Source organism: Xanthomonas sp. NCPPB 1062, assembly GCF_041481705.2.
Lineage (GTDB): Bacteria > Pseudomonadota > Gammaproteobacteria > Xanthomonadales > Xanthomonadaceae > Xanthomonas > Xanthomonas euvesicatoria.
Genome location: NZ_CM192987.1, coordinates 4,703,758 through 4,726,867, shown reverse-complemented (window position 1 = coordinate 4,726,867; position 23,110 = coordinate 4,703,758). Strand labels below are relative to the sequence as shown.

At 66.0% G+C, this 23,110-nt stretch carries 18 protein-coding genes; 8 read left to right on the top strand and 10 right to left on the bottom strand.

The window, feature by feature from the left end:
• Positions 1 to 123: 123 nt before the first annotated feature.
• Positions 124 to 282, bottom strand: coding sequence for a DUF2256 domain-containing protein (locus ACCQ16_RS20190; RefSeq protein WP_011349095.1), 159 nt, complete (start codon positions 280 to 282; stop codon positions 124 to 126).
• 240 nt (positions 283 to 522) lie between these two features.
• Here ACCQ16_RS20190 and ACCQ16_RS20185 point away from each other — a divergent pair, with 240 nt between their 5' ends.
• Entirely contained in the window at positions 523 to 933 is a 411-nt protein-coding gene (locus ACCQ16_RS20185) for a hypothetical protein (RefSeq protein WP_065613382.1), read from the top strand.
• 108 nt (positions 934 to 1,041) lie between these two features.
• The gene (locus tag ACCQ16_RS20180; RefSeq protein ID WP_136733254.1) at positions 1,042 to 1,431 is read left to right on the top strand and encodes a bleomycin resistance protein; all 390 of its coding nucleotides are present in this window, start codon (positions 1,042 to 1,044) and stop codon (positions 1,429 to 1,431) included.
• Between the two features lie 80 nt (positions 1,432 to 1,511).
• On the opposite strand, the gene ACCQ16_RS20175 is transcribed toward ACCQ16_RS20180, so the two are convergent.
• From ACCQ16_RS20175 to ACCQ16_RS20150, 6 genes are all read right to left on the bottom strand, one after another.
• Positions 1,512 to 2,984, bottom strand: a complete 1,473-nt coding sequence (locus ACCQ16_RS20175; RefSeq protein WP_277573357.1) for a mannitol dehydrogenase family protein — start codon at positions 2,982 to 2,984, stop codon at positions 1,512 to 1,514.
• A 148-nt stretch (positions 2,985 to 3,132) separates the two neighbouring features.
• The gene (locus ACCQ16_RS20170) at positions 3,133 to 5,838 is read right to left on the bottom strand and encodes a glycoside hydrolase family 3 protein (protein ID WP_277573358.1); all 2,706 of its coding nucleotides are present in this window, start codon (positions 5,836 to 5,838) and stop codon (positions 3,133 to 3,135) included.
• A gap of 2 nt (positions 5,839 to 5,840) precedes the next feature.
• Positions 5,841 to 7,511: a glycoside hydrolase family 43 protein gene (locus ACCQ16_RS20165; protein ID WP_277573388.1), complete on the bottom strand. Its 1,671-nt coding sequence runs from the start codon at positions 7,509 to 7,511 to the stop codon at positions 5,841 to 5,843.
• Positions 7,512 to 7,534: 23 nt separating this feature from the next.
• Positions 7,535 to 8,794: a D-mannonate dehydratase ManD gene (gene manD / locus ACCQ16_RS20160; protein WP_218554973.1), complete on the bottom strand. Its 1,260-nt coding sequence runs from the start codon at positions 8,792 to 8,794 to the stop codon at positions 7,535 to 7,537.
• A gap of 11 nt (positions 8,795 to 8,805) precedes the next feature.
• The gene (locus ACCQ16_RS20155) at positions 8,806 to 10,770 is read right to left on the bottom strand and encodes a sialate O-acetylesterase (RefSeq protein WP_277573359.1); all 1,965 of its coding nucleotides are present in this window, start codon (positions 10,768 to 10,770) and stop codon (positions 8,806 to 8,808) included.
• Positions 10,767 to 12,962, bottom strand: coding sequence for an alpha-glucuronidase family glycosyl hydrolase (locus tag ACCQ16_RS20150; RefSeq protein WP_277573389.1), 2,196 nt, complete (start codon positions 12,960 to 12,962; stop codon positions 10,767 to 10,769). The genes ACCQ16_RS20155 and ACCQ16_RS20150 overlap by 4 nt, the downstream gene beginning before the upstream one ends.
• A 176-nt stretch (positions 12,963 to 13,138) precedes the next feature.
• Here ACCQ16_RS20150 and ACCQ16_RS20145 point away from each other — a divergent pair, with 176 nt between their 5' ends.
• Positions 13,139 to 14,212, top strand: coding sequence for a LacI family DNA-binding transcriptional regulator (locus tag ACCQ16_RS20145; protein ID WP_014091472.1), 1,074 nt, complete (start codon positions 13,139 to 13,141; stop codon positions 14,210 to 14,212).
• Between the two features lie 212 nt (positions 14,213 to 14,424).
• Here the strand turns inward: ACCQ16_RS20145 and xylA are convergent, their stop codons facing one another.
• Positions 14,425 to 15,762 (bottom strand): xylose isomerase, encoded by a 1,338-nt coding sequence (xylA, locus tag ACCQ16_RS20140; RefSeq protein WP_372380113.1) that lies wholly within the window; start codon positions 15,760 to 15,762, stop codon positions 14,425 to 14,427.
• Positions 15,763 to 16,367: 605 nt separating this feature from the next.
• Here xylA and ttcA point away from each other — a divergent pair.
• The 3 genes from ttcA (at position 16,368) to ACCQ16_RS20125 (ending at position 19,445) form a co-directional block, all read left to right on the top strand.
• Positions 16,368 to 17,285, top strand: a complete 918-nt coding sequence (gene ttcA / locus ACCQ16_RS20135; RefSeq protein ID WP_071117341.1) for a tRNA 2-thiocytidine(32) synthetase TtcA — start codon at positions 16,368 to 16,370, stop codon at positions 17,283 to 17,285.
• A gap of 63 nt (positions 17,286 to 17,348) precedes the next feature.
• Positions 17,349 to 18,254 carry a recombination-associated protein RdgC gene (locus ACCQ16_RS20130; protein ID WP_008577753.1) on the top strand — a complete coding sequence of 302 codons (906 nt, stop codon included), beginning with the start codon at positions 17,349 to 17,351 and terminating at the stop codon, positions 18,252 to 18,254.
• A 405-nt stretch (positions 18,255 to 18,659) separates the two neighbouring features.
• Positions 18,660 to 19,445: a YgjP family zinc-dependent metalloprotease gene (locus ACCQ16_RS20125; protein WP_011349082.1), complete on the top strand. Its 786-nt coding sequence runs from the start codon at positions 18,660 to 18,662 to the stop codon at positions 19,443 to 19,445.
• Positions 19,446 to 19,908: 463 nt separating this feature from the next.
• Here ACCQ16_RS20125 and ACCQ16_RS20120 read toward each other — a convergent pair whose 3' ends face one another.
• Positions 19,909 to 20,769 carry an alpha/beta fold hydrolase gene (locus ACCQ16_RS20120; RefSeq protein ID WP_277573390.1) on the bottom strand — a complete coding sequence of 287 codons (861 nt, stop codon included), beginning with the start codon at positions 20,767 to 20,769 and terminating at the stop codon, positions 19,909 to 19,911.
• Positions 20,770 to 20,771: 2 nt separating this feature from the next.
• Positions 20,772 to 21,737 carry a ferrochelatase gene (gene hemH / locus ACCQ16_RS20115; protein WP_277573361.1) on the bottom strand — a complete coding sequence of 322 codons (966 nt, stop codon included), beginning with the start codon at positions 21,735 to 21,737 and terminating at the stop codon, positions 20,772 to 20,774.
• Between the two features lie 153 nt (positions 21,738 to 21,890).
• Here hemH and ACCQ16_RS20110 point away from each other — a divergent pair, with 153 nt between their 5' ends.
• Positions 21,891 to 22,799 (top strand): lipid-binding SYLF domain-containing protein, encoded by a 909-nt coding sequence (locus tag ACCQ16_RS20110; protein ID WP_011349078.1) that lies wholly within the window; start codon positions 21,891 to 21,893, stop codon positions 22,797 to 22,799.
• 72 nt (positions 22,800 to 22,871) lie between these two features.
• Positions 22,872 to 23,099: a Sec-independent protein translocase subunit TatA gene (tatA, locus tag ACCQ16_RS20105; RefSeq protein WP_003484969.1), complete on the top strand. Its 228-nt coding sequence runs from the start codon at positions 22,872 to 22,874 to the stop codon at positions 23,097 to 23,099.
• Positions 23,100 to 23,110: the final 11 nt, after the last annotated feature.

The following is a 23,110-nucleotide window of genomic DNA, read 5'->3' as shown; positions in this document are numbered from 1 at the left end:
CGAAACAGCGTGCAGGGAAGAAATAGCGGTATCGTTAACGCGCGTTTGTGCGTGCTGCGCTCGGAGGTGCAGCGGCACAGGCCCGTCTCTTGTCGGCATGCCCCCGGTCCGAGGCAGTGCCGACTAAGCCGTGGAGCGGTGGCGCTTGCTGTCGCCCCGGCATCGGTCCGAGCAGTACTTCACCTGGTCCCACACACGCTCCCACTTCTTGCGCCAACGAAACGGCCGCCCGCATTGCACGCAGACCTTCTCCGGTAGATCCTGTTTTTTGCGTGTTGCCATAGGCTGGAAGGACTGGGACACGTGTCGGTGCAGGGGGGTGCAAAGCATGTCATAGCGAGGTCCACTGCAAAACGCCGTCTCGGACTTCATGCAGGCAGCTGCCCAGAACACAGCAATACGTGGCGATGGGAGGCAAGCGCACATGCTTTGTTATAGTTCGCAGCAGGCGGTTTGGCGGCACGTCTCGGGCATCGCAAGGCGCCACGCTCACACTCTCAAACAAGGACGTGCGTGAAAACATTGTTGCTGGTCGCGTCGGCGCTTTTGTACGTTGCCGCACTCTGCCTTCCTGCACTGCATGGTGGTGCCGAGCACGTGAGCGGCGTTGTCCTGCTCCTGTTCGGCTGGATCCAGGTGCTCGACGGCCAATGCGTCGCCTGGTTAGGCAACCTGCTGTTCTTCAGTGCGTGGCTCTGTTACCTCTTCAAATCTGATAGGACGGCATTGGGCCTGCTGCTGTCGGCATGCCTGATCGGCATGGATACCTTTCGTGCCACCCGCTATCTGAAAAACGAAGCCGGACACGAAGTGATGATCGACCGGGTAGGCGCAGCCTTCTACGTATGGGAGCTGAGCTTTCTGGTCCTGGTGATCGTGGTGCTGATGCGTCTGTCGGAGACGCGTGGCGTCACGCGACCGAATACGGTTTGATACCGTAACCGCCGCCAGGACTTTTGAGGCGCGTGGGGAGCGAGCCTGTCACTTCCATCGAGCTGCTCACATAAGCGCTTCTGAAGCTTGGACACACGGAGGTTGGTCATGGACACCGGCATCAATGTAGAAACGCAAACCATCCCGACCCTGCCGAGCCGTTCGATTCCGCAGACGGTGGCGTTCTATCGGCAGCTGGGCTTTGTCGGCGATGCGCATCCGCATGATGCAGGTTACGCAATCCTGCGACGTGGCGATGTGGAGCTGCACTTCTTCGCGCATCCGGACCTGGATCCGGCCGGCTGTTATGCGGGCTGTTACATCAGGGTAGGCGATGTGGATGCCGTCCACGCAGCGATGAAGCTTGCCGCCTTGCCCGAGCAAGGCATTCCACGGCTCGACCCGGTTGGCGACAAGCCCTGGGGCATGCGTGAGTTCGCCATCGTCGATGAGAGCGGCAATCTGCTGCGGATCGGGCAGGTGATCGCGTCCGGGTGATGCATTGCGTGGGCGAGGCGACCGCACTGCTCGCCCGCCTGATTCCACCGCTCGCCAATGAGATGGTGCTGTGCACCGTCTTATACGTCACCCATCGACCCAAGGGCGTGCGTCACTTCAGTCGGGGTGGCCATGCCGAGCGCTGCATAGGCCGCCTGCAAGGACGCAGGAAAACGCGCGTCTGCGGACAACGATCCGAACACCGCCTCCAATGTCAGAAAGTCGGCGACATCATGACCTGCATCGCCAGTCGCGTTGCGGCCAAGCGCGCTGAGGACATCGTTCAACGGGTCGGTCAGCGGAACGCCGTTGTGCGCCTGCCTGCGGACAAAATGCAGCCACGCCGCAACGGCCAGGCATAGGCGCTGAATCGGTCGGCCGGTAGCGAGTGCGTCGCCGATCGTGCCGAGCAGGCGCACCGGGAGTTTCTGCGAGCCGTCCCAGGCGATCTGGGCGAGCAGGTGACCAATGGCGGGATTGCGAAAACGGGCAAGGATGGCGTCGCTGTAGCGTTGCGCATCAAAGCCCTGCATGGCCTGCAGGGTGGGGGCGATCTCCGCGCGCATCAACGTTTCCAGGTACGCGGCAAGTTCGCGGTGACGCATGGCGTCGGCCACGGTTTCCAGGTTCATCAGGCTGCCGAGATACGCCAGCGCCGAGTGCGGCGCGTTGAGCAGGCGCAGCTTGGCGCGCGCGTAGCCGGCGATGTCTTCGCTCAGGGTGACGCCCACGCGCTCGAATGCGGGGCGACCATTGCAGAAGCGGTCTTCGATTACCCACTGGCTGTAGCGCTCGCGCTGGATCGGCCAGGCATCGTGCACGCCAAGCTGATCGTGTACGCGCGTGCGCAGCGCGTCATCGGTGGCGGGCGTGATGCTGTCGACCATCGAGCGCGGGAACGCTGCGTGCTGCGTGATCCATTGCGCAAGCGCGGGGTCGGTCTGTTCTGCAAGCCGCACGACCGCGCGCTGCAGCAGCGTGCCGTTGTCGGTGAGGTTGTCGCAGCTCAACGCAGTGAACGGCGCGGTGCCGTTGTGCCTGCGCTGCTGCAGGCCGGCGACGAGGTAGCCGATGGCACTGCGTGGACTCGCGGGATGGGCGATGTCGTGGGCGATGTCCGGATGCGAGAGGTCGAGCGTGTCGCCGGCCAGGCAGTAGCCTTTCTCGGTGATGGTCAGCGTGACCAGGCGCACTGCCGGGTCGGCCAGGCGCGCGAGCACGGCGGCGTGTTCGTCTGCGGCGCACAGTACTTCGCGGATGGCACCGATGACGCGCAGCTGCGGGTGTTCGTCGAGCAGGGCGAGGGTGTACAGACCATGCTGTGGGCGCAAGGCATCGCGCACGTGCGGGCGATGCAGCGAGACGGCGCTGATGGCCCAGCTGGGGTCTTCGGCAAGCAGGTCGTCGATATAGACGGCCTGATGAGCACGGTGGAAGGCGCCTGCGCCGAGATGCACGATGCCGATGGTGGTTCTTGCCAGGTCATAGCTGGGCCTTGAAACCACCGGCGGCAATGTGGCCAGGGTGTCGCGCGAAAGACGTGGTGCTTGCATCGTGTCGCCTGTGAGGTAGGAGTGTTTGGAGGAAGGGCTGCGCCGAACCCTCACCCCAACCCCTTTCCCGCAAGGAAAGGGGATTTGCAGCAATCGTGGCCGAAGAAGTTGTCGATCCACGGCCGCATGGCCAGAGTGTGGGCGGCTGTTACTTGTCGGTCACGGTAAAGCGCTGCCTGGCGCGGATATCTGCACTGGAGGCGCCGATCTGCACTTCATAGGCGCCTGGGTCCACCGCATACGCCTTGCGCTGCGCGTCGTAGATGCGCAGCGCGTTCTTTGCGTCGAGGGTGAAATGCAACGCGCGCTGCTCGCCCGGCTGCAGGGCGATACGTTGAAATCCGTGCAATTCCTTGCCGGCACGTTCGCGTTGCGGGGTGAGCGGATGCAGATACAGCTGAACCACCTCATCGCCTGCGCGTTGGCCGGTGTTCTTGACCGTGACGGTGGCAGTGAGCGAGCCATCGGCTGCGATGGTGGTGCGGTCCAGGCGCAGGCCGGAATAGGCGAACTGCGTGTACGACAGGCCGTGGCCGAACGGATACAACGGCGTGCCGCCGAAGTAGCGGTAGGTGCGGCCGCGCATGGCGTAGTCGTCGAACGCCGGCAGGGTTTCGCTTTCCTTGTAGAACGTCACCGGCAAGCGGCCGCCCGGGTTGGCATCGCCGAACAGCGTGTCGGCCACCGCGGTGCCGCCGCGCTGGCCGGGATACCAGGCCAGCAGGATCGCCGGCAGGTGCTGCTGCGCCCAATCGATGGCCAGCGCCGAGCCGGTGGTCAGCACCGCCACCACCGGCTTGCCGGTGGCCTGCAAGGCTTCGAGCAGGTCGCGCTGCGGCTTGGGCAGGCGCAGGTCGGTGCGGTCGCCGCCGGCAAATCCGGGGTAGTTCACCTTCATCTCTTCGCCTTCGACATCGCCGGTCAGGCCGCCGACGAAGACCACCACATCGGCGCTGCGCGCCACGTCCAGCGCCTCCTGCAAGGGCGGCTTGGCCCCGGGTTGGCGCCAGGCCAGGCGCACGCCGGCATCGCGCTCGCCTTCGAAGTATTCCAGCCGCACCTGGTAGGCACGGCCGGCCTGCAGCTGCACGTCGACGCCATCGGCGTGCAGGCGGTCGCTGGTGCTCCAACGGTCGATCACCGGCTTGCCGTCCAGGTACAGGCGCACGCCGTCGTCGGCGGCCGCTTCCAGGTGGTAGGTGCCGGTAGTCGGCGGGACCAGCTGGCCGCTCCAGCGGATGCTGAAGTTGTCCGCCGGCACCGCCTCGCTCGGGCCAGCCTCGCCACGCGCCAGCAGATTGTCGGTCGGCGAGCCGCGGTCCCATTTGAAGCCGATTTGCGCATCCACGCGCACCAGGGCCGGCGTGCCGGACAAATCGCGGTTGCGAAAATACTCGCCCCGCAAACCGCGTTCGGGCGAGTTGGCCGACGGCCGCAGGTATTGCGGTTCGATCAGCGGCGTGGCGGCGGGGTCGTCGCGCCCCTCGACCAAGTCGGCGCCGCGCGCGTACAGCACCTGGGCATTCGGGGCCGCGGCGCGGATACCTTGCAGCACGGTGACCGGCGCGGCCGGCGTGCCGTAGTAGTTGCCGAGCAGTGCCATGGTGTCATCGGCGGTGGGGCCGATCACCGCGATGCGCTTGAGCTTGGCCCGCGACAACGGCAACAGGCCATCGTTCTTCAGCAGCACCAGCGATTCGCGCGCGGTGCGCCGCGCCAGCGCATCGTGCGCCGGCGACTGGTTGACCGAGGCGGGAATCGTCGACCACGGCAACTGCCCGGGCGGATCGAACATGCCCAGGCGCATGCGCGCGGTCATCAAGGTCGTCAACGCGGTGTCGATCTGCGCCTCGTCGATCAGGCCCTGGCGGACCGCCGCCGGCAGGGTGGAATACTCCTCCCCGCATTCCAGTTCGGTGCCATGCTTGACCGCCAGCGCGGCGGCTTGTTCGCGGGTGGCGACGATCTTGTGGTGCTTCCAGATATCCACGATTGCCCAGCAATCGGACACCACGTAGCCCTTGAAGCCCCATTGCTGGCGCAGCACATCCTGCAGCAGGAACTTGCTGGCACTGGCCGACTCGCCGTACACGCGGTTGTAGGCACCCATCACCGCATCCACCTTGCCGTCCTTGACCAGTGCCTCGAACGCCGGCAGGTAGGTCTCGTACAGGTCGCGCTGGGAGGGGCGCGCATCGAAGTGGTGACGATCGGCTTCCGGGCCGCTGTGCACGGCGAAATGCTTGGCGGTGGCGTCAAGCTTGCGGTACGGCTCACCTTGCGCGTTCTTCGGTGCGTCGGCGCCTTCGCCCTGCAGGCCCTGCACGAAGGTCACGCCCATGCGCGCGGTGAGGAAGGGATCTTCGCCGTAAGTTTCCTGGCCGCGGCCCCAGCGTGGATCGCGGAAGATATTGATGTTCGGCGACCAGAAGGTCAGCCCCTGATAGCGCGCGTGCTGGTTCTGGCGCAGGAACTGATGATGCTTGGCACGCGCCTCGTCGCTGATGGCGGTGGCGACCTCGTGCATCAGCGGCAGGTCGAAGGTGGCGGCCATGCCGATCGCCTGCGGGAACACCGTCGCCCCGCCGGCGCGCGCCACGCCATGCAGGGCCTCGTTCCACCAATCGTAGGCCGGCACCCCCAGGCGCGGAATCGCCGGCGCAGCGTTCTGCATCTGCGCGGCCTTTTCTTCCAGCGTCATGCGCGACACCAGATCGGCCGCGCGTTGTTCGAAACTGCGTTGGGTATCCAGATACGGCGGCGGCGCGGCATGGGCAGCGCCTGCGGTACATGCCAGTGCGAGCAGGACACCCTGCGCGAGCGAACGAAACGGGGCGGGCGGATGCGAAGGCATGGTCAGTCCTGTGAAGGGCGGTCGGGGTGCGATTGGGCGAATGGCCCGATCACGCTGCCGACGAAGCCGCCGGCCTTTTCGGTGCTGAGAAAGCTGGCGTCGTCGTTGCGGCGTAGCCATTGCCAGCCGCGGCCATCGGCATCGAAGGCGAAGCTGTACGCACCGCCATCGCCGCTGATCTGCAGCCGCAGCTGTGCAGTGGCCGGGATGCGGGTCTGCGCCAGCGTGGTGGTGGCCGCGCCCTCGCGCTTGTCCAGAAACACCTGGACGGCATCGCCATCGCGACGGGCGCCGAGTGCATACCACGCGGTCGAATTCTGAAATGCGGCCAAGCCTGCACTGATGCCCGCCTGGATCGGCACCTCCAGTGCGGTGCTGGCGGTGAAACGCAGATGTTGCTGGCGGCGTGCGAGAAACGCGGGCGTGCCGGTACCGTCCAGCCCCTGGCTGCTGGCATGCAGCGTCAACCAGCCTGCCCGCGTGCGCAGGTCGGCCACGTCGTGCTTTGGCACGCGCACGGTCAGCCATTCGCGTTGCAGCGTGGCCTGATCGAAATCGTCGTGCCAGACGAAGTTGCCTGACAATGGTGCCTGCGTGGCACCTGCCTTCATGCCTGCGGGCGCCTTGGCGATGTAAGGAATCGGCTGTCCCGCCGGCAGGATCGAGGGCCAGCCATCGCGCCACTGCACCGGCAGCAAAAACGTTTCGCGCCCGGTGTTGTAGTGATCGCCGCGATACGGACGGCTGGCGAGAAACACCGCCCACCACTGCCCATCGGGTGTGTCGACCAGGTCCACATGACCGGCGTTGCTGACCGGATGCGCGCGCCCGGCCGGCAGATCGCGTTGGGTCAGGATGGGGTTGTTCGGTGCCGGTGCATACGGCCCCCACACGTTGCGGCTGCGCAACACCACCTGCGAATGCTGCGGCCCGGTGCCGCCCTCCGCACACGAGAGGTAGTACCACCCGTCGCGTTGATACAGGTGCGGGCCTTCGATCCAGATCGGCTTGCTGGCCAGGTCCACGCCGCCATTGAGCAGCACCTTGCGCGGGCCGACAGGCGCATTCTTCGCGATATCGAAGCGCTGCATCCAGATCGCGCGATGCCCGTCGTACAACGGCGTGCCTTCCGGCGGGCCGTTGTTGAGCAAGTACGCGCTGCCATCGGTATCGAAGAACAGGGACGGGTCGATGCCGTCGATGCTGGGCAGCCACGTCAATGCCGACCATGGGCCCGCCGCATTGCTGGCACTGGCGATGAAATTGCCACCGCTGTCGACCGAGGTGCCCACCACGTAAAAACGCCCGTCGTGATGGCGGATGCTGGCGGCATACATGCCGCGCGACATGCGCAGCCCGTCGTAGTCGAGCTGCTCGCGGCGTTCGACCACGTTGCCGATCTGGGTCCAATGCACAAGATCGGTGCTCTCCAGCACCGGGATCGCCGGAAAGTACGTAAACGTCGAATTGACCAGGTAATAGCGCTCTCCCACACGCGTGATGCTGGGGTCCGGGTAGAAACCGGCCAGCACCGGATTGCGGTAGTGCCCGGCCGGCAGCGGCGTGGCGAACACCGCATCGTCGCCGCGGTATTCGAACCAGTCGAACGCAACATCGGCAGAGGCCTGCGCCTGCGTGTTCGCAGGCACCGCCAAGGCCATCAGCAGGGCCACACACGTGGCAGAAAACGCGCGCATCACCAATCCCACATCGCGCCGTCTTCCAGTCGCGCGATCGGCAGCTGCTTGGGCACGTATGGATACTTCGCTGCAAGCGCTTCGTCGATGTCCACGCCATGGCCCGGGGTTTCGCCGCAGTGCAGGCGGCCATCGCGGAATTGGTAGTCGTGCGGGAACACCGCATTGGCCTCGTCGGAATGGAACATGTATTCCTGGATGCCGAAGTTGGGCACCCAGGTGTCGAAGTGCAGGGCCGCGCCCATGCACACCGGCGAAAGGTCGGTGGCGCCGTGGAAGCCGGTGCGCACCTGATGCAGCGCGGCGAAATCGGCCAGCCGGCGCACATGGGTGATGCCGCCAGCGTGGACGATCGTGGTGCGGATGTAGTCGATCAGCTGCTGCTCGATCAGGTGCTTGCAGTCCCAGATCGAGTTGAATACCTCACCCACTGCCAGCGGCGTCACGGTGTGCTGGCGAATGATCTCGAACGCACGCTGGTTTTCCGCCGGGGTGGCATCTTCCAGCCAGAACAGCCGGTACGGCTCCAGGTCGCGGCCCAGCCGCGCCGCTTCGATCGGGGTGAGCCGGTGGTGCGCGTCATGCAGCAGTTCGATCTCGTCGCCATGGTCTGCGCGCAGTTGCTCGAACAGGCGCGGCACCACGCCGAGGTAGCGCGGCGTGGACCATACGGTTTCGGTCGGCAGTTCGCTTTCGGCCGGTTCGTACGGCTTGCCGCCGACTGAAATGCCGTAGGTCTTCTTGATGCCGGGCACGCCGCACTGTGCGCGAATCGCGATAAAGCCCATGTCGCGGAAACGGCCCACTTCGTCGCTGGTTTCGGCGATATCGCGCCCGTTGGCATGCCCGTACACCAGCGCACCTTCGCGCGAGCGCCCGCCAAGCAGCTGATACAGCGGCATGCCGGCCATCTTGCCCAGGATGTCCCACAACGCCACATCCACTGCGGCAATCGCGCTCATCGTCACCGGTCCGCGCCGCCAGTACGCGCCGCGGTAGAAGAACTGCCAGATGTCTTCGATGCGCCCGGCATCGCGACCAATCAGGTTCGGCACCAGGTGTTCCTGCAGATACGCGGCCACCGCCAGTTCGCGCCCGTTGAGCGTGGCATCGCCCACGCCGGTGATGCCCGAACGCGTGCGGATCTTCAAGGTGACGAAATTGCGCCCCGGGCAGGTGACGATGACGCGCGCCTCGACGATCTCGCGGTCGCGGGCAGAGCCTTGCAGCGGTGCAGGGGAGTCGGAAGTCTGTGACATCGTGATCTCGCTCAGGGGGAAGAGGTGGCAGTGATGGGAAGTTCGAACGGGCCGGCCGGCAGGCCGCTGCGGTCGTACAAGGTGCACACCGGGCTGTCGGCCCAGCAGTAGCGCACGCGCGTTGCGGTCATGCCGGACGGAATGCGCACGCTGACATCGTGGCCCTGCAGCGTGGCGCTGGCATAGCGGCAAGTGCCGGACGCCTCGCCGCACAGCTCGAAGCCGATCGGTGCGTCGTTGCCATAGCTCAGCAAGGTGGTGTCCACGTCATCGAAGCGGATGCGCACGCTGTCGCGCTCGCGCTGCACGCTGCGCGGCACCGGGCCGGACGGCGCAATCGCCTCGCCATACACCACATGCCGCGCCGCGCGCGCCAGGCGCCGGCCCAGCTCCTGCTTGTTGGCCGGATGGATGTCGTAGCGGTCGCCGATATCGATCGCCACCGCCAATCCTGCGTGCGCGTCGCTGGCCACAAAGCGTCGCTGCGCCTCGCGCAATTGCGCCCAGCCGCTGTCGGTCGGCTGGGTAGGCGGTGCGCCGTAATTGGCCAACTGCACCACCAGCAACGGCAGGCCTGCACCGAAGCGCTGCCGCCAGTCGCGCTGCCAGGCAGTGAGCAAGGCCGGATAACGCGCTGCATCGCCGGTATTGGATTCGCCCTGGTACCACAGCACGCCGCGCAGGCCCAGGTGTTCCAGCGGCGCGATCATGCCGTTGTACAAGGTGGTCAGCCCGGCGGCCGACGACCACGGTGCGCGCGGTGGCGTGCCCACTGCCTGCGGCACGATGCGGTATTGCCAGGGCGCGTCCAGCGCCACGGTGCTGCCATCGGCAAATTGCAGTGCGCGCGATGGCGCGTCGCCCAGCAGCCCGCCGCGGCGATAGGTATTGAGCACATTGAGCACGATGCTGTTGCGCCCGGCATGCAGCAGTCCGCGCGGTAGCGCATAGCGACGTGGTTGATCGGCGCCATAGCTGCTGCCCACGCCGCGTCCGTTGACCCAGGTCTGGTCCAGTTCGTCCACCGGCCCGAGTCGCAACGTGGCGTCCTGTGCGGCCTGTGCCGGGGTCAGCTCGACGCTGGTGCGGTACCAGACCATGCCGTTGAAGCCGACCAGTTGCGGCACGCCCCAGTCGTCCCATGCGCCCAAGGCCGGCGGCGCATCCTGCCAATGGCCGGGCGCATCCGGCTGCCACGGTTCGCCTTCGCCATGGGCACGCCACCAGCGTTCCCACAGCGCGGCCCACCGCGGTGCGGCCGCCACCGGGTCGGTTGCATAGCGCGCTAGCACATCCAGCGCCGGACCATCGTCGCCGGCCGCACGCAGGGCCTTGTCGCCGATCCAGGCCTGCAGTTGCGACCCGCCCCATGACGCATTGATCAACCCCATCGGCACGTCGACGTTCTTCTGCAACTCGCGTGCGAAGTAGTAACAGGCAGCCGAAAAGTCCTTCACCGTCTCCGGTGTGGTGCGCTGCCAGGTTGCAGCGCCGCCGAAACCGCGTTGCGGTGTCGGGCTGGATTGCGCGGGCACCTTGAACATGCGGATGCTGGGGTGGTCGGCATCAGCAATCTCGCTGCGCGAATCCAGCGTGCGATGCACCTGCAGTTCCATGTTCGATTGCCCCGAACACAGCCAGACATCGCCGATTAGCACGTCATCGATCTGCTGCATCGCACCGTTGGCAGTGCTGGCCTTCAGGCTGTACGGCCCGCCGGCGGCGTGCGCGGGCAAGCGCGCCTCCCAGTGACCTTGCCGGTCTGCGCGCGTCTGCACCTGCGCACTGTCCAGTTGCACGGTCACACGCGTGCCCGGCGCCGTATCGCCCCACAGGCGGATCGGCGCATCGCGTTGCAGCACCGCATGGTCCTGAAACACCGGATGCAGCAGCGGCCCATCCGCGGCGCGCGCAAGTTGCGGCAACAGCAACGCCGACAGCGTGCCGATCAATATCTTTACGCGACATGCGCTCACTTCGGATTCCCCGGTGCATACGGAAATGTCAGTGCCTGGTAATACGCCAGCGGGTGCGCCGGCGGGCTGACGCCTGCAGGCAGCGGGCGCCCGGACACGCTCTGGAAATAGGCGATGCTGGCATCGCGCCACCACTGCGCCTCACCTTGCTGGATCGCCAGAAAATCGGCGACCTGCTGGTAGCGCTGTGCATCGATCTTGCCGGCCAGATGCTGCCAGGTCGTGCGCATCGCAGCGACCTCGGCCACGCCATGGTCGTAACGTCGCACCAGTTCGTCCCACAGCGGTCTGCCGGAGGCCATGCGGTGATCCCACGGCACATGATGGAACCACAGCAGCAACGGCTCGGGCACGCGCCGCACATCGCCGAACTCGCGCGCCACCGGCGGCGCATATTGCGCAACGGCATTGCTGCCGCTGGCGCTGCGGTCGAAGCCGATCCCGTTGCGGTCGGCGCGGTGGTAATACACCGGATCCCAGTCCGGACGTTCGCTGCCGGCATCCCACGGCGCCGGGCCGTAATGGTGGCCGCGCCCCATCAGGTGATGCAGGCCGAGCGGAGTCATGTAGTCCACCACTGCCTCGCGCGAACGCAGCATCATGCCGACCACCGGCTCGACCACCGCCGGATCGTTGGAAAAGGTCATGCGCGTCCATTCCTGCGCAATGGCCTGCGGCGACAGCTGCGGGTCCCACGCCAGCCGCCCGTACGCGTACCAGTTGGCCTGATCGAAGATCGAGCCGCTCCAGTTGCGATCGGCGCCGATATTGGCCACGCCGGCGATCCCGGTCAGCCGTGTGCGTTTGCTCTCGGCGAACAAGCTGCCATCCACTGTCTTTGCAACGGTCGAGCCCTTGCCGCGCGCATAGGTGTCGGCTTGCAAGGTCTCGGAAAACAGCGGGCCCAGATAGGCCAGATGGGTGGAAAAGCCCAGATATTCCTTGGTGATCTGAAACTCCGGCATCAATGGCGTCTTGCCCATCGCACCGAACAATGGGTGAAACGGCTCGCGTGGCTGGAAGTCGATGGCCCCGTTTTTCACCTGCACGATCACGTTGTCGGCAAACGCGCCATCCAGCGGCACGAACTCGCTGTAGGCCTGCTTGGCGCGGTCGTCCGGCTGCTCATGCGAATAGACGAAGGCGCGCCACATCACCACCCCGCCGTGCGGCGCCAAGGCATCGGCGAGCAGGTTCGCGCCATCGGCGTGGCTGCGTCCATAGTCCTGCGGGCCGGGCTGGCCTTCGGAGTTGGCCTTGACCAGGAACCCGCCGAAATCCGGAATGCGCGCATAGATGGCGTCGGCGGTATCGCGCCACCAGCGCCGTACCTGCGGGTCCAGCGGGTCGGCGGTTTTCAGGCCACCGATTTCGATCGGTGCACTGAAACGCGCGCTGAGGAACACACGAATCCCGTACGGACGAAACACCTTCGCCAGGGCGGCCGCCTTGTCGAGGTATTGCGGCGTCAGGCTCCAGGCTTTGGCGTTGACGTTGTTGAGCACGGTTCCATTGATGCCCAGCGACGCATTGGCACGTGCGTAGTCGGTGTAACGCGGATCCAGATAGCCAGGCAGCGTCTGCCAGTTCCACAGCGACGCACCGGCATAGCCACGTTCCACCAGACCATCGAGATTGTCCCAATGATTGAGCATGCGCAGCTGCAAGCGTGGCGACGCGCGCACATCCAGCGCTGCGAGCGATTGCCCGGTCTGCAGCAGGCGCAACAGGTGGAAGGTGCCGTATAGCACCCCGAGATCGCTGCCGCCGACAATGGCGGTGATGCGATGCCCATGTACCTCGGCGCTCCGAATCAGATAGCCGTCGCGGCCCAACTGGCCTGTATCGAGCTTCAGGGCGGCAATCTGTGGCGCGCTGGCGGCGCCCAGGACGATGGCGCCATCTTGCGTTACCGCGTCCACGCGCGGCGGTGTGCGTCCCAATAATCCCTGCAGGCCGCGCGCCAGTTCATCGCGTGCTGCATGCAGGGTGGGCGAATCGCCAACGACGACCAATTGACTGGCACTGTCACGCAATTGCGCGGCATTGGCCAGCGGTTGGTAGCGCAACCATAGATCGTAGCCATCCTCCGCATGCGCGTTGGCGCCGATCAACAGGCCACTGCATAACAGCGCCGCCCACATCACTGCCTGCAGCGTAAATGCGCCGACACCCGTGTCGTGCCGCTGCATTGCAGACCGGCTCATGCGGCATGCTCGAGCGTCACCGGCGCATGCAGGCGCATATCGCCGCTCTGCCTGCTTCCCGGTACCATGGCTCGCATCGTCATACCTGCACCCGGCGTCCGCGTTACCGCAGCAGCGCCCGTGCATCCCGCAGCTTTCGCACGCATTTGAAGAGGCCACGCTTGGAGAAGGTCAGGAAATCGGTCCGCCGCACCAGCCGCGCGACCACCATCGACGAGGTGGCAGCGCTGGCAAAGGTCTCGCCGATGACGGTCTCGCGCGTGGTCAACAACACCGGCAGCGTGCGCGATGCCACCCGCGAACGGGTCATGCGCGCGGTCGACAAGCTGGGCTACACGCCCAATCTTGCCGCCAGCGCACTGGCGGCCGCGCAGAGCACGCGGATTGCGTTGATCTACAGCGATCCCAGCGGTGCCTACCTGCGCGAGTTGCTGCTGGGCGTGCTGCGGGTGGCATCGCGTACGTCGATTCAGCTGGTGATCGACTGCTGGGACGACCTGGACGCCGATGCCGAACGCAAGGCCGCGCGCAAGCTCGCCAAAGGCGTTGCCGGTGTGATCCTGCCGCCGCCCTTGTGCGAATCCAGGGCCGCAGTGCTGGAATTGGTGCGCGCCAAGGTGCCGGTAGTGGCGATCGCCTCCAACCATTTCAGCCCGGATGTGGCGTGTGTGCGCATCGACGAATTCGCTGCTGCCAAAGAGATCACCGAGCACCTGATCGCACAGGGGCATACGCGCATCGGCTACATCGCCGGGCATCCGAACCTGTCGGCCAGCACGCGGCGCTTCGAAGGCTTTCAGGCGGCGCTGGCCGACGCCGGTCTGCGCCTGGATCGGCACCTGGTGCAGCCGGGCGATTACACCTACAAATCCGGCCTGGTCGCCGCGGAAAAACTGCTGGCGCGCAAACGCCGTCCCAGCGCCATCTTCGCCAGCAACGACGACATGGCCGCCGCGGCAATCTCGGTCGCGCACCGGCGTGGGCTGGATGTGCCGCGCGATCTGTCGGTGGTCGGGTTCGACGACACCTCTGCCGCCACTGCGGTGTGGCCCGAAATCACCACCGTGCAGCAGCCCATCGCCGCCATGGCCGATGCCGCGCTGGACATCTTGCTGAAGACGATTCGTGCCAAGGAGCGTACGGCAAGGATGGTCGATCATGTGGTCGCGCACCTGCTGGTCAAGCGGGATTCGGTGGCCGCACCGACAGCGGACGATGCGGCCGAGTCAACGTAGCGATCAGACCCCTGCATGCCGCAAGCCGGATGTGGTCGCCTCGCAGGCTTGCATGCAACACACCAGCATTGCCGGTGTGCGCTCACGTTTCTGGTGACCGCGCATCACATTGGCAGCCATTGCTGGCCGCCGCAGTGATAGCTGGCCCACCGTCGCAATGCAGACGGTCATTGCACGCGCCAGGTGAGGCGAAGCGCGTGCAGTGGCAATGCTCAACGCGTCAGATACTGATTGATCAGGTTTTCATACGCTTCCTGGCGGCCGCTGAGCTGCTGGGGCGCATTGCCGGCTGCATGCTTGGCCAGATCGGCCAGCGTGGTCTTGCCTGCGGCAAAGTCCGCGCCGGCGCCGCTGTCGAAGCTGGCGTAACGCTCGGCGCGCCACTGTTCCAGCGGCGAGGCGGTCAGCAGCGCGTTTGCCACTTCCAGCCCGCGTGCGAACGCGTCCATGCCGCCGATATGGGCCAGGAACAGGTCCTGCGGGTCGGACGATTCGCGACGCACCTTGGCATCGAAGTTCAGGCCGCCCGGTGCCAGACCACCCTGCCGCAGTACCACCAGCATCGCGCCGACGGTGTCGTACAGATCGGTCGGGAACTGGTCGGTGTCCCAGCCGTTCTGCGGGTTGCCGCGGTTGGCATCGATGCTGCCGAGCAGGCCGGCATCGGATGCCACCTGCAGGTCATGCTCGAAGCTATGGCCCGACAGCGTGGCGTGGTTGGCCTCGATGTTGAGCTTGAAGTCTTTGTCCAGGCCATGCTGGCGCAGGAAGCCGATCACCGTGGCGCTATCGAAATCGTACTGGTGCTTCATCGGCTCCATGGGCTTGGGCTCGATCAGGAAATTGCCCTTGAAGCCAATCGCGCGGCCGTAGTCGCGCGCCAGGGTGAGGAAGCGCGCCATGTTGTCCTGCTCGCGCTTCATCTGCGTGTTGTGCAGGCAGCCATAGCCTTCGCGGCCGCCCCAGAACACGTAGTTTTCGCCGCCCAATTCAACGGTCGCATCGATCGCGGCCTTGACCTGCACCGCCGCACGCGCCACGACATTGAAGTCCGGGTTGGTCGATGCGCCATTCATGTAGCGCGGATGCGAGAACAGGTTGGCCGTGCCCCACAACAGCTTGATGCCGGTGTCGGCCTGGCGCTGCTTGGCGATGCCCACCATGTGCTTGAGGTTGCGCTCGTACTCGCCGATGTCGTCGGCATCCGGTGCCAGGTCGATGTCGTGGAAGCAGTAGTACGGCACGCCGAGCTTGGTGAAGAACTCGAACGCCGCATCGGCCTTGGCCTCGGCACGGTTCAACGCGGTAGTGCCCGCATCCCACGGATACGCCCGCGTGCCCGGGCCGAACGGATCGGCGCCATTGCCGCAGAAGCTGTGCCAGTAGGCCACGGCAAAGCGCAGATGCTCGGCCATGGTCTTGTCGCCGATGGTTTTGTTGGCGTCGTAGACCTTGAACGCGAGCGGGTTGTCCGAATCGCGGCCTTCGAAGCCGATCTTGCCGATGCCGGGGAAATATTCTTTCGCGCCGATGTACACGGTGTTGCTCATGGGGTGAACTCCTGCAGCAGGGGAGGGAAGAGAGGGAAAGCGTTACACCGGGACATCGGCATCAGCGCACAGGCCATGGCCACGTACGCGTTGCGCAGCGCACATGGCACCGGCAAGCGATGCGTCCGCGCGACTGCCATCGGCATCCAGCCAAAAAATGTTAGCGCTACCACAACTGCGACTGAAAAAAGCCGCGCGTTGTAGCGAAGCTGAAGATGCCATGCCGGTCCCGGGTCAAGCGACCTGCCGACTGTACCGAGCCTGCCGCAGAAAGGCTTGCTGCGCTGCGAGATACGAGCTGTGCTGTGGCATCGCACCAGGCAACGCGGGTCAATGGAGGCGGCCCGCAAGTAACAACGCGCGCAGCTACCGTGCGCATTGCACGCTGACGACTGCATGCATCTGCGGACAAAAACCTGGGCTGCCGGCACGTGGTTACCTGGCAACGGCCGCAGGACACCATGTGCGGGCAACAGGTCTGCATCGACCGGCGCCGCTGCCGCGTCAACGTCCAATGCGTCACAAGGGCTGCGTGTCGGCGTGCCACCCCCGCGCGCAGCCAACCCCGTCGCCTGCCAGCCCCCGGCAGCTACAATGGCCGGCTTATGACCGCTGTCCTGCCGCTGCCGCAACCCCTGGCCGACCCCGCACCGCGCGACCCGCGCCAGCGGTTGCAGCGCGAACAGCTGCGCCTGGGCAAACGCCTGCAGCGCCAGGTCGGCCAGGCGATTGCCGATTTCGGCATGATCGCACCCGGCGACAAGGTCATGGTCTGTCTGTCCGGCGGCAAGGACAGCTACACCTTGTTGGACATGCTGCTGCAGTTGCAGCGCAAGGCGCCGGTGCCGTTCAGCCTGGTGGCGGTCAACCTGGACCAGAAACAGCCCGACTTTCCCGCCCATGTGCTGCCGGCCTACCTGCGCGGGCTGGGGGTGCCGTTCGATATCGTCGAGCAGGACACCTATTCGGTGGTCAGCCGGGTGATTCCGGCCGGCAAGACGATGTGTTCGCTGTGCTCGCGGCTGCGGCGCGGCGCGCTGTATGCCTACGCGCAGACGCATGGCGTGACCAAGATCGCGCTCGGCCATCACTGCGACGACATCGTGGCCACCTTCTTCATGAACCTGTTTCACCACGCGCGGCTGGCGGCGATGGCGCCCAAGCTACGCAGCGACGACGGCGCGCATGTGGTGATCCGCCCGCTGGCCTATGTGCGCGAAGCCGACATCGCGGCGTACGCGCAGGCGCGGCAGTTCCCGATCATTCCGTGCAACCTGTGCGGCAGCCAGGAAAACCTGCAGCGCCAGCAGGTCGGCAAGCTGTTGCAGCAATGGGACCGCGAGTTCCCAGGCCGCGTGGAACAGATCGCCCGCGCCTTGGGCGATGTTCGCCCCGAGCAATTGGCCGATCGCACGTTGTTCGATTTCCTGGCGCTGGGCCGCAGCGGCGATGCGCCGAGCGATGTTGATCCCGATCCCAGCGCGTGGCTGTCCGCCAGCCACGCCACCCACGACAGCGACTGACGCCGCCGCTCCGGCTGCCGGCAGTCTTCCACCCTCCACGTTTTTCTTCATTCGGTCCAACGCATGTTCTTTCGCAACCTCACCCTGTTCCGCTTTCCCACCACCCTGGATTTCTCCGAGATCGACACCTTGCTGCCGCCGGTGCAGCTCAAGCCGGTCGGCCCGCTGGAAATGAGCTCGCGCGGTTTCATTTCCCCGTTCGGCCGCGACGAGCAGGAAGTGCTCTCGCACCGTCTGGAAGATTTTCTGTGGCTCACCGTCGGTGGCGAGGACAAGATCCTGCCCGGCGCGGTGGTCAACGACCTGCTCGAGCGCAAGGTGGCCGAGATCGAGGAAAAGGAAGGCCGCCGCCCCGGTGGCAAGGCACGCAAGCGCCTCAAGGACGATTTGATCCATGAGTTGCTGCCGCGCGCCTTCGTCAAGAGCTCGCGCACCGACGCCATCCTGGACCTGCAGCACGGCTACATCGCGGTCAACAGCTCCAGCCGCAAGAGCGGCGAGAACGTGATGAGCGAGATCCGTGGCGCGCTCGGCAGCTTCCCGGCGCTGCCGCTCAATGCCGAAGTGGCCCCGCGCGCCATCCTCACCGGCTGGATCGCCGGCGAACCCTTGCCCGAAGGCCTCAGCCTGGGCGAAGAGTGCGAGATGAAGGACCCCATCGAAGGCGGCGCGGTGGTCAAGTGCCAGCACCAGGAACTGCGCGGCGACGAGATCGACAAACACCTGGAAGCCGGCAAGCAGGTCACCAAGCTGGCGCTGGTGCTGGACGACAATCTGTCGTTCGTGCTCGGCGACGATCTGGTGATCCGCAAGCTCAAGTTCCTCGACGGCGCCCTGGATCAGCTCGAACACAGCGAAGACGATGGCGCACGTGCCGAACTCGACGCACGCTTTGCGTTGATGAGCGCGGAAATCCGCCGGCTGTTCCTGTTGCTAGAAACCGCGTTGAAGTTGAGCAAGGCCGAGTAACCGGAACGTCGCACGGTGGCGGTGGCGGTGTCGAGGCGCGATGCGTGGCGTGAATCAAACGCTTTCGGTGCGTCGAGGGCGCGGTGCCCTCGCCACACGCGGGACACGCCGTGAATCCATCCGTGGAAGCTCGGCGGCGGCATCCATGTCGCCAACTGTCCCGCAGGCCTTGAGAACACCGCACCAAAGCGTTCTTCCGCTGCTCTCGTGAAGGACATACGTGCGATGTGTCCTGCGCGGTGGCGGACAAGGGCCCGGCAGCAACGTCGCAGATCAGCTGCCCACCACTGATCCATCGGTTGGCCAATCGCTTCCAGGGACGACACCGATCACGGTCTGGCAGTTACCGAGTGCGGCAATCGATGCTTCTCACCGCCTGACACATCGCGGCGGTATCCTGTGCGCATGTTCAAGCCCGTCCGCCGCCTGATTGTTCCGCCCTCGCAGGTTGTCGAACGCGACTGCGTGCACGTGCAGCTGGACGGCCGCGACATCGCGGTGCTGCGCGTGCGCGACCCGCGTGCGCGACGCATCAAACTCAGCGTCGACGAGCGCGGCGCACGGCTGACCTTGCCGCTGCGCGCAAGCCTGATGTCCGGCGAACGGTTTCTGCATGCGCATCTGGACTGGCTGACCACGCAGCTGTCGCGGTATCAGCAGGTCGATGCGTTTCCTGCGCTTGAGCGTGGCGTGCCCGGGCAACTGCCGTTGCGCGGTGCGTTGCTGCCGTTGAGCTGGCACGAAGGGCGCTATGCACGCATCGATATCACCGACGACGGGGCGCAGTTCCATGTGCCCATCCGCCTGGGCGATGCCGGCCTGCGCCGCACCTTGAAGGAATTCTACGAAGCGCAGGCACGCGCCGACGTCGGCCGCTGGTTGCCGGGTTATCTGCCCGGCCTGCCGCGCGCACCGGCACGGCTGCGGCTGAAGGTGATGTCCTCGCAGTGGGGCTCGCTCGCACCGGATGGCTCGATGGCGTTGGACCTGGCGCTGGTGCTGGGTCGCCCTTCCGCGTTCGAATACGTGCTGGTGCACGAGCTCTGCCACCTGGTGCAGGCCAACCACTCGCCTGCGTTCTGGGCCGAAGTGGAGCAACGTTTTCCCACTTGGCGCGAGGAACGCAGTTACTTCCACGAACACGGCCGCCAGCTCAAGGCGCAACTGCGCCGGTTGCTGCACGTGCAGTGACGCAGGCGTAGCGCGCGGCTGCGATGATGTGCCTTTCGCGACAGTGGTGCAGCTACGGGTGCGGCAACAGCAACAGCAACAGCAACAGCAACAGGCGATCGGTGCGGCCGGCACCGGCGAGTGGTCAACGCTGCAGCGAAGACGCCGCTAGCGCCACGCGTAGGAGGCAGCTCGGGCAAGTTGCCGGCAGGCCAGCGGCGACAGCCAGGCAAAGCGTTTTGACACGGCGTGTTCTGCAGCCGCAGCGCCTGCGTCCAGGGTGCGCGCCGACATCCAGTGGTCGGCGTGACACGCCGCTGCCCATGCCTGCTCCGACAGGACGCGATCGCCCGCATCCAGGTGGGCAGCGGCGCGCACCGCCTGGATGAAGGTCCACGGCGCATGCCACCGATCGAAGGATTCAAGTGCGCCCACGACACGGGCGGCATCTGCCACGTTCACCTGCGCGATTGGCATCTGCGTATCACGCGTGACGCAAACCATCCAAGAAGCCGTTGATCACCGCCGCGACTGCTTCCGGCGCTTCCATATGCACGTGGTGCGTGCCGGGCAGCAGCTGCAGGCGTGCGTCGCGCATCATCGCCACGCGGTGGTCGCGCAATGCTTCCGGGAAATACGCCTGTGCGGGCGTGGCGAAGATCGCCTGGGCGGGGCAGGCGATGGAGGCCAGCAGCACGTCGATCTGCGCTTCGGTCATGCGGATGGCGGTGGGCAGGGTCAGGCGCGGATCGCTGCACCAGCTGTAGCCACCTTCCACCACGCGTACGCCGCGTTCGACCAGCAGCCGTGCAGCCGGTTCGGTGAGTTGGTTGGCCATCATGCGCGCGCGTACCGGCATTTCCATCGACGGAAACACCCGCAGCGGCCGCTCTGCCAGCGTGCGTGCCGACGCAACGGCATCGCGCAGGCGTGTGGCAGTGCTTTCCACGGGCTCGGCCAGGGCGCCCAGCGCCTCGATGGCGATCAAGGCCTCCACGCGCTCGGGCGCAGCGGCGGCCAGCAGGCTGGCAATGCCGCCGCCCATCGAGTGGCCGAGCACGGTGAAGCGCCCCCAGCCCAGAGCATCGGCGACCTGCAACAACATGGCGATCGCGCTGCTGAGCGTGTATTCGGCGCCTACCGGCAGCCAAGCGCTGTGGCCATGGCCGGGCAGATCCAGCAGCACCAGATCCAAGTCCCGCGCGTGCAGATGCGCACTCAGCGGCACGAAGCTGGCCGCGTTGTCCAGCCAGCCATGCAAGGCCAGCACCCGGCGCGGGCCACGATCTTGGTTGCGCAATCCGGTGACCCGGCCGACGGCCAGGTCGCACGCAAACGGCTCCAACTTCACGCGCGGCGCGCCACGGCGGCCAGCGCGTGCGCATGCGCATCGCTGGCGTTGAGGCAGGGGATGTAGCTGAGCGTGGCACCACGCTCGGCCAGCGTTTCGGCAAAACCCAGCGCCACTTCTTCCAGCGTTTCCAGGCAATCGGTGGCAAAGCCCGGGCAGACCAGGTCGAAGCTGCGCACGCCGCCTTCGGCCAACGCCCACAGCGTGGGTTCGGCGTACGGCTGCAGCCAGCGTTCGGCGCCGAAGCGCGACTGGTAGCCCATCTGCCACTCGTCCTCGCCCAGCCCCAGCGCTGCCACAATGGCCTGCGCGCTGCGTTCGCACTGCTGCGGATACGGGTCGCCGGCATTGGCCACGCGCTGCGGCAGGCCGTGGAAGGAAAACATCAATTTTTCGCTGCGCCCATGCACCTGCCAGTGCGCGCGAATCGACTCGGCGATCGCGGCCACCCAGCCGGCGTCCTCGCAGTAGTCCGGGATCACCTCCACCGCGATCTCCGGCGCGCTGGTGCGCCATGCCTCCACCACATCCTGGATCGAGGCGGTGGTGGTGGTGGAATACTGCGGATACAGCGGCAGCACCACGATGCGCCTGATGCCGCGTGCGCGCAGCCCGTCCAGCGTCTTGCGCAAGGCCGGCTCGCCGTAGCGCATGGCCCATTCCACATGCCAGTCGGGCATGACCGCTTGCAGGCCGTCGGCCAGGCGGCGCGTGTAGACCGCCAGCGGCGAGCCCTCCGGCAACCACACCTTGGCGTATTTTTCGGCCGATTTCGGCCCGCGGATCGGCAGGATCACCCCGTACAGCAGCGGCTTCCAGAACAGTGGCGGAATCGCGACCACGCGGCGGTCGCTGAGGAACTCGGCCAAATAGCGGCGCACGGCCGGGGCGGTCGGCGATTCGGGAGTGCCCAGGTTGACGACCAGCAGGGCGGTATCGGGTGTCGTGTTCATGCGCACCATTCTGGCAGAGCCGGGCACCGCTGCCGACAGCAGCGCAACGATCGCTGCGATCGGCCGTCTCTTCCACGCCGGTTGCGCTCACCACCGATTCATTGCGCCGGCACTAACGTCGCGGCATTGCTATCTTTGACGGATTCTTCCTTGGAGCTTGTCATGCCTCGTTTGTCGCGCCTGGCCCTGTTGTTGTCGCTGACGTTGGTCGCCGGCCATGCCGTCGCCGGCCCGGAAGAAGACCAGCGCGCACGAAATGCGGTGCGGGTGCTCACCGAGATCATGAAGATCCCCGAGCAGGCCATTCCGGACAAACTGCTCGACGAGGCGCGCGCCATCGTGGTCATTCCCGACACGCTCAAGGCCGGTCTGGTGATCGGCGGCCGCCGCGGCCACGGCCTGATGTCGATGAAGAATCCCGACGGCAGCTGGTCGCAACCGGTGTTCGTCAAGCTCACCGGCGGCAGCATCGGCTTCCAGGCCGGCGTGCAGTCCTCCGACGTGGTGCTGGTGTTCCGCAACGACCGCAGCCTGGACAACATCGTCAACGGCAAGTTCACCCTTGGCGCCGACGCCGGCGTGGCCGCAGGTCCGGTCGGGCGCAACGCCGCCGCGGCGACCGACGGCCAGCTCAAGGCCGAAATCTGGTCGTGGTCGCGTGCCCGCGGCCTGTTCGCCGGCGTGGCGCTGGACGGTGCGGTGCTGCAGATCGACGATGCCGCCGACCTCAATGCCTACGGCAGCGGCGCGACTCCGCGCATGATTTTCGAAGGCCGCACCAACGAACGCCCATCCACCGATGTGATCGCTTTCCGCGACCGGCTGGAAGAGGCGACCTACACCGCGCGCGCCAATCGCAGCACCGATGCTGCCGCCGATGGCGCGCCGCCGGCACCGCGTCCGCAGACCCCGCCGCCGGTGCAGGCACAGCAACCGGCCAATGTGCCGCCGCCGGGCAGCGAAGCCAGTACCGTGCCGATGCAGCCCAGCACCACGCCGCCCGCCCAGCAGGGTTTTCAGCCGGTATCGGAGGGCGAAATCCGCACCGAATCACTGGACGGCAACCGCTAACGCACTGTCATCCCCCTGCGCGGTGCGCTGGGGTATCCTGCGCGTTCCATCTTTCAAGCAAGCGAGCAGATCATGGGCGGTTTCAGCATTTGGCACTGGCTGATCGTGCTGGTGATCGTGTTGCTGGTGTTCGGTACCAAGCGGCTCACCAGCGGTGCCAAGGATCTCGGCAGCGCGGTCAAGGAATTCAAGAAAGGCATGCACGACGACGACAAGCCGGCCGGCAAGCTCGGCGACGACTCCCGCACTGCCGAGCAGGCGCGTGAGGCGCAGGCCGAACGCGACCGCGACGCGCGCTGATCCGGAGCGGC

Bases quoted from the DNA above. Each gene is read 5' to 3' on its own strand.
- ACCQ16_RS20190 (WP_011349095.1), bottom strand. From the start codon at position 282: ATGGCAACACGCAAAAAACAGGATCTACCGGAGAAGGTCTGCGTGCAA.
- ACCQ16_RS20180 (WP_136733254.1), top strand. From the start codon at position 1,042: ATGGACACCGGCATCAATGTAGAAACGCAAACCATCCCGACCCTGCCG.
- ACCQ16_RS20175 (WP_277573357.1), bottom strand. From the start codon at position 2,984: ATGCAAGCACCACGTCTTTCGCGCGACACCCTGGCCACATTGCCGCCG.
- ACCQ16_RS20170 (WP_277573358.1), bottom strand. From the start codon at position 5,838: ATGCCTTCGCATCCGCCCGCCCCGTTTCGTTCGCTCGCGCAGGGTGTC.
- manD (WP_218554973.1), bottom strand. From the start codon at position 8,794: ATGTCACAGACTTCCGACTCCCCTGCACCGCTGCAAGGCTCTGCCCGC.
- ACCQ16_RS20150 (WP_277573389.1), bottom strand. From the start codon at position 12,962: ATGCAGCGGCACGACACGGGTGTCGGCGCATTTACGCTGCAGGCAGTG.
- xylA (WP_372380113.1), bottom strand. From the start codon at position 15,762: ATGAGCAACACCGTGTACATCGGCGCGAAAGAATATTTCCCCGGCATC.
- ttcA (WP_071117341.1), top strand. From the start codon at position 16,368: ATGACCGCTGTCCTGCCGCTGCCGCAACCCCTGGCCGACCCCGCACCG.
- ACCQ16_RS20130 (WP_008577753.1), top strand. From the start codon at position 17,349: ATGTTCTTTCGCAACCTCACCCTGTTCCGCTTTCCCACCACCCTGGAT.
- ACCQ16_RS20125 (WP_011349082.1), top strand. From the start codon at position 18,660: ATGTTCAAGCCCGTCCGCCGCCTGATTGTTCCGCCCTCGCAGGTTGTC.
- hemH (WP_277573361.1), bottom strand. From the start codon at position 21,737: ATGGTGCGCATGAACACGACACCCGATACCGCCCTGCTGGTCGTCAAC.
- ACCQ16_RS20110 (WP_011349078.1), top strand. From the start codon at position 21,891: ATGCCTCGTTTGTCGCGCCTGGCCCTGTTGTTGTCGCTGACGTTGGTC.
- tatA (WP_003484969.1), top strand. From the start codon at position 22,872: ATGGGCGGTTTCAGCATTTGGCACTGGCTGATCGTGCTGGTGATCGTG.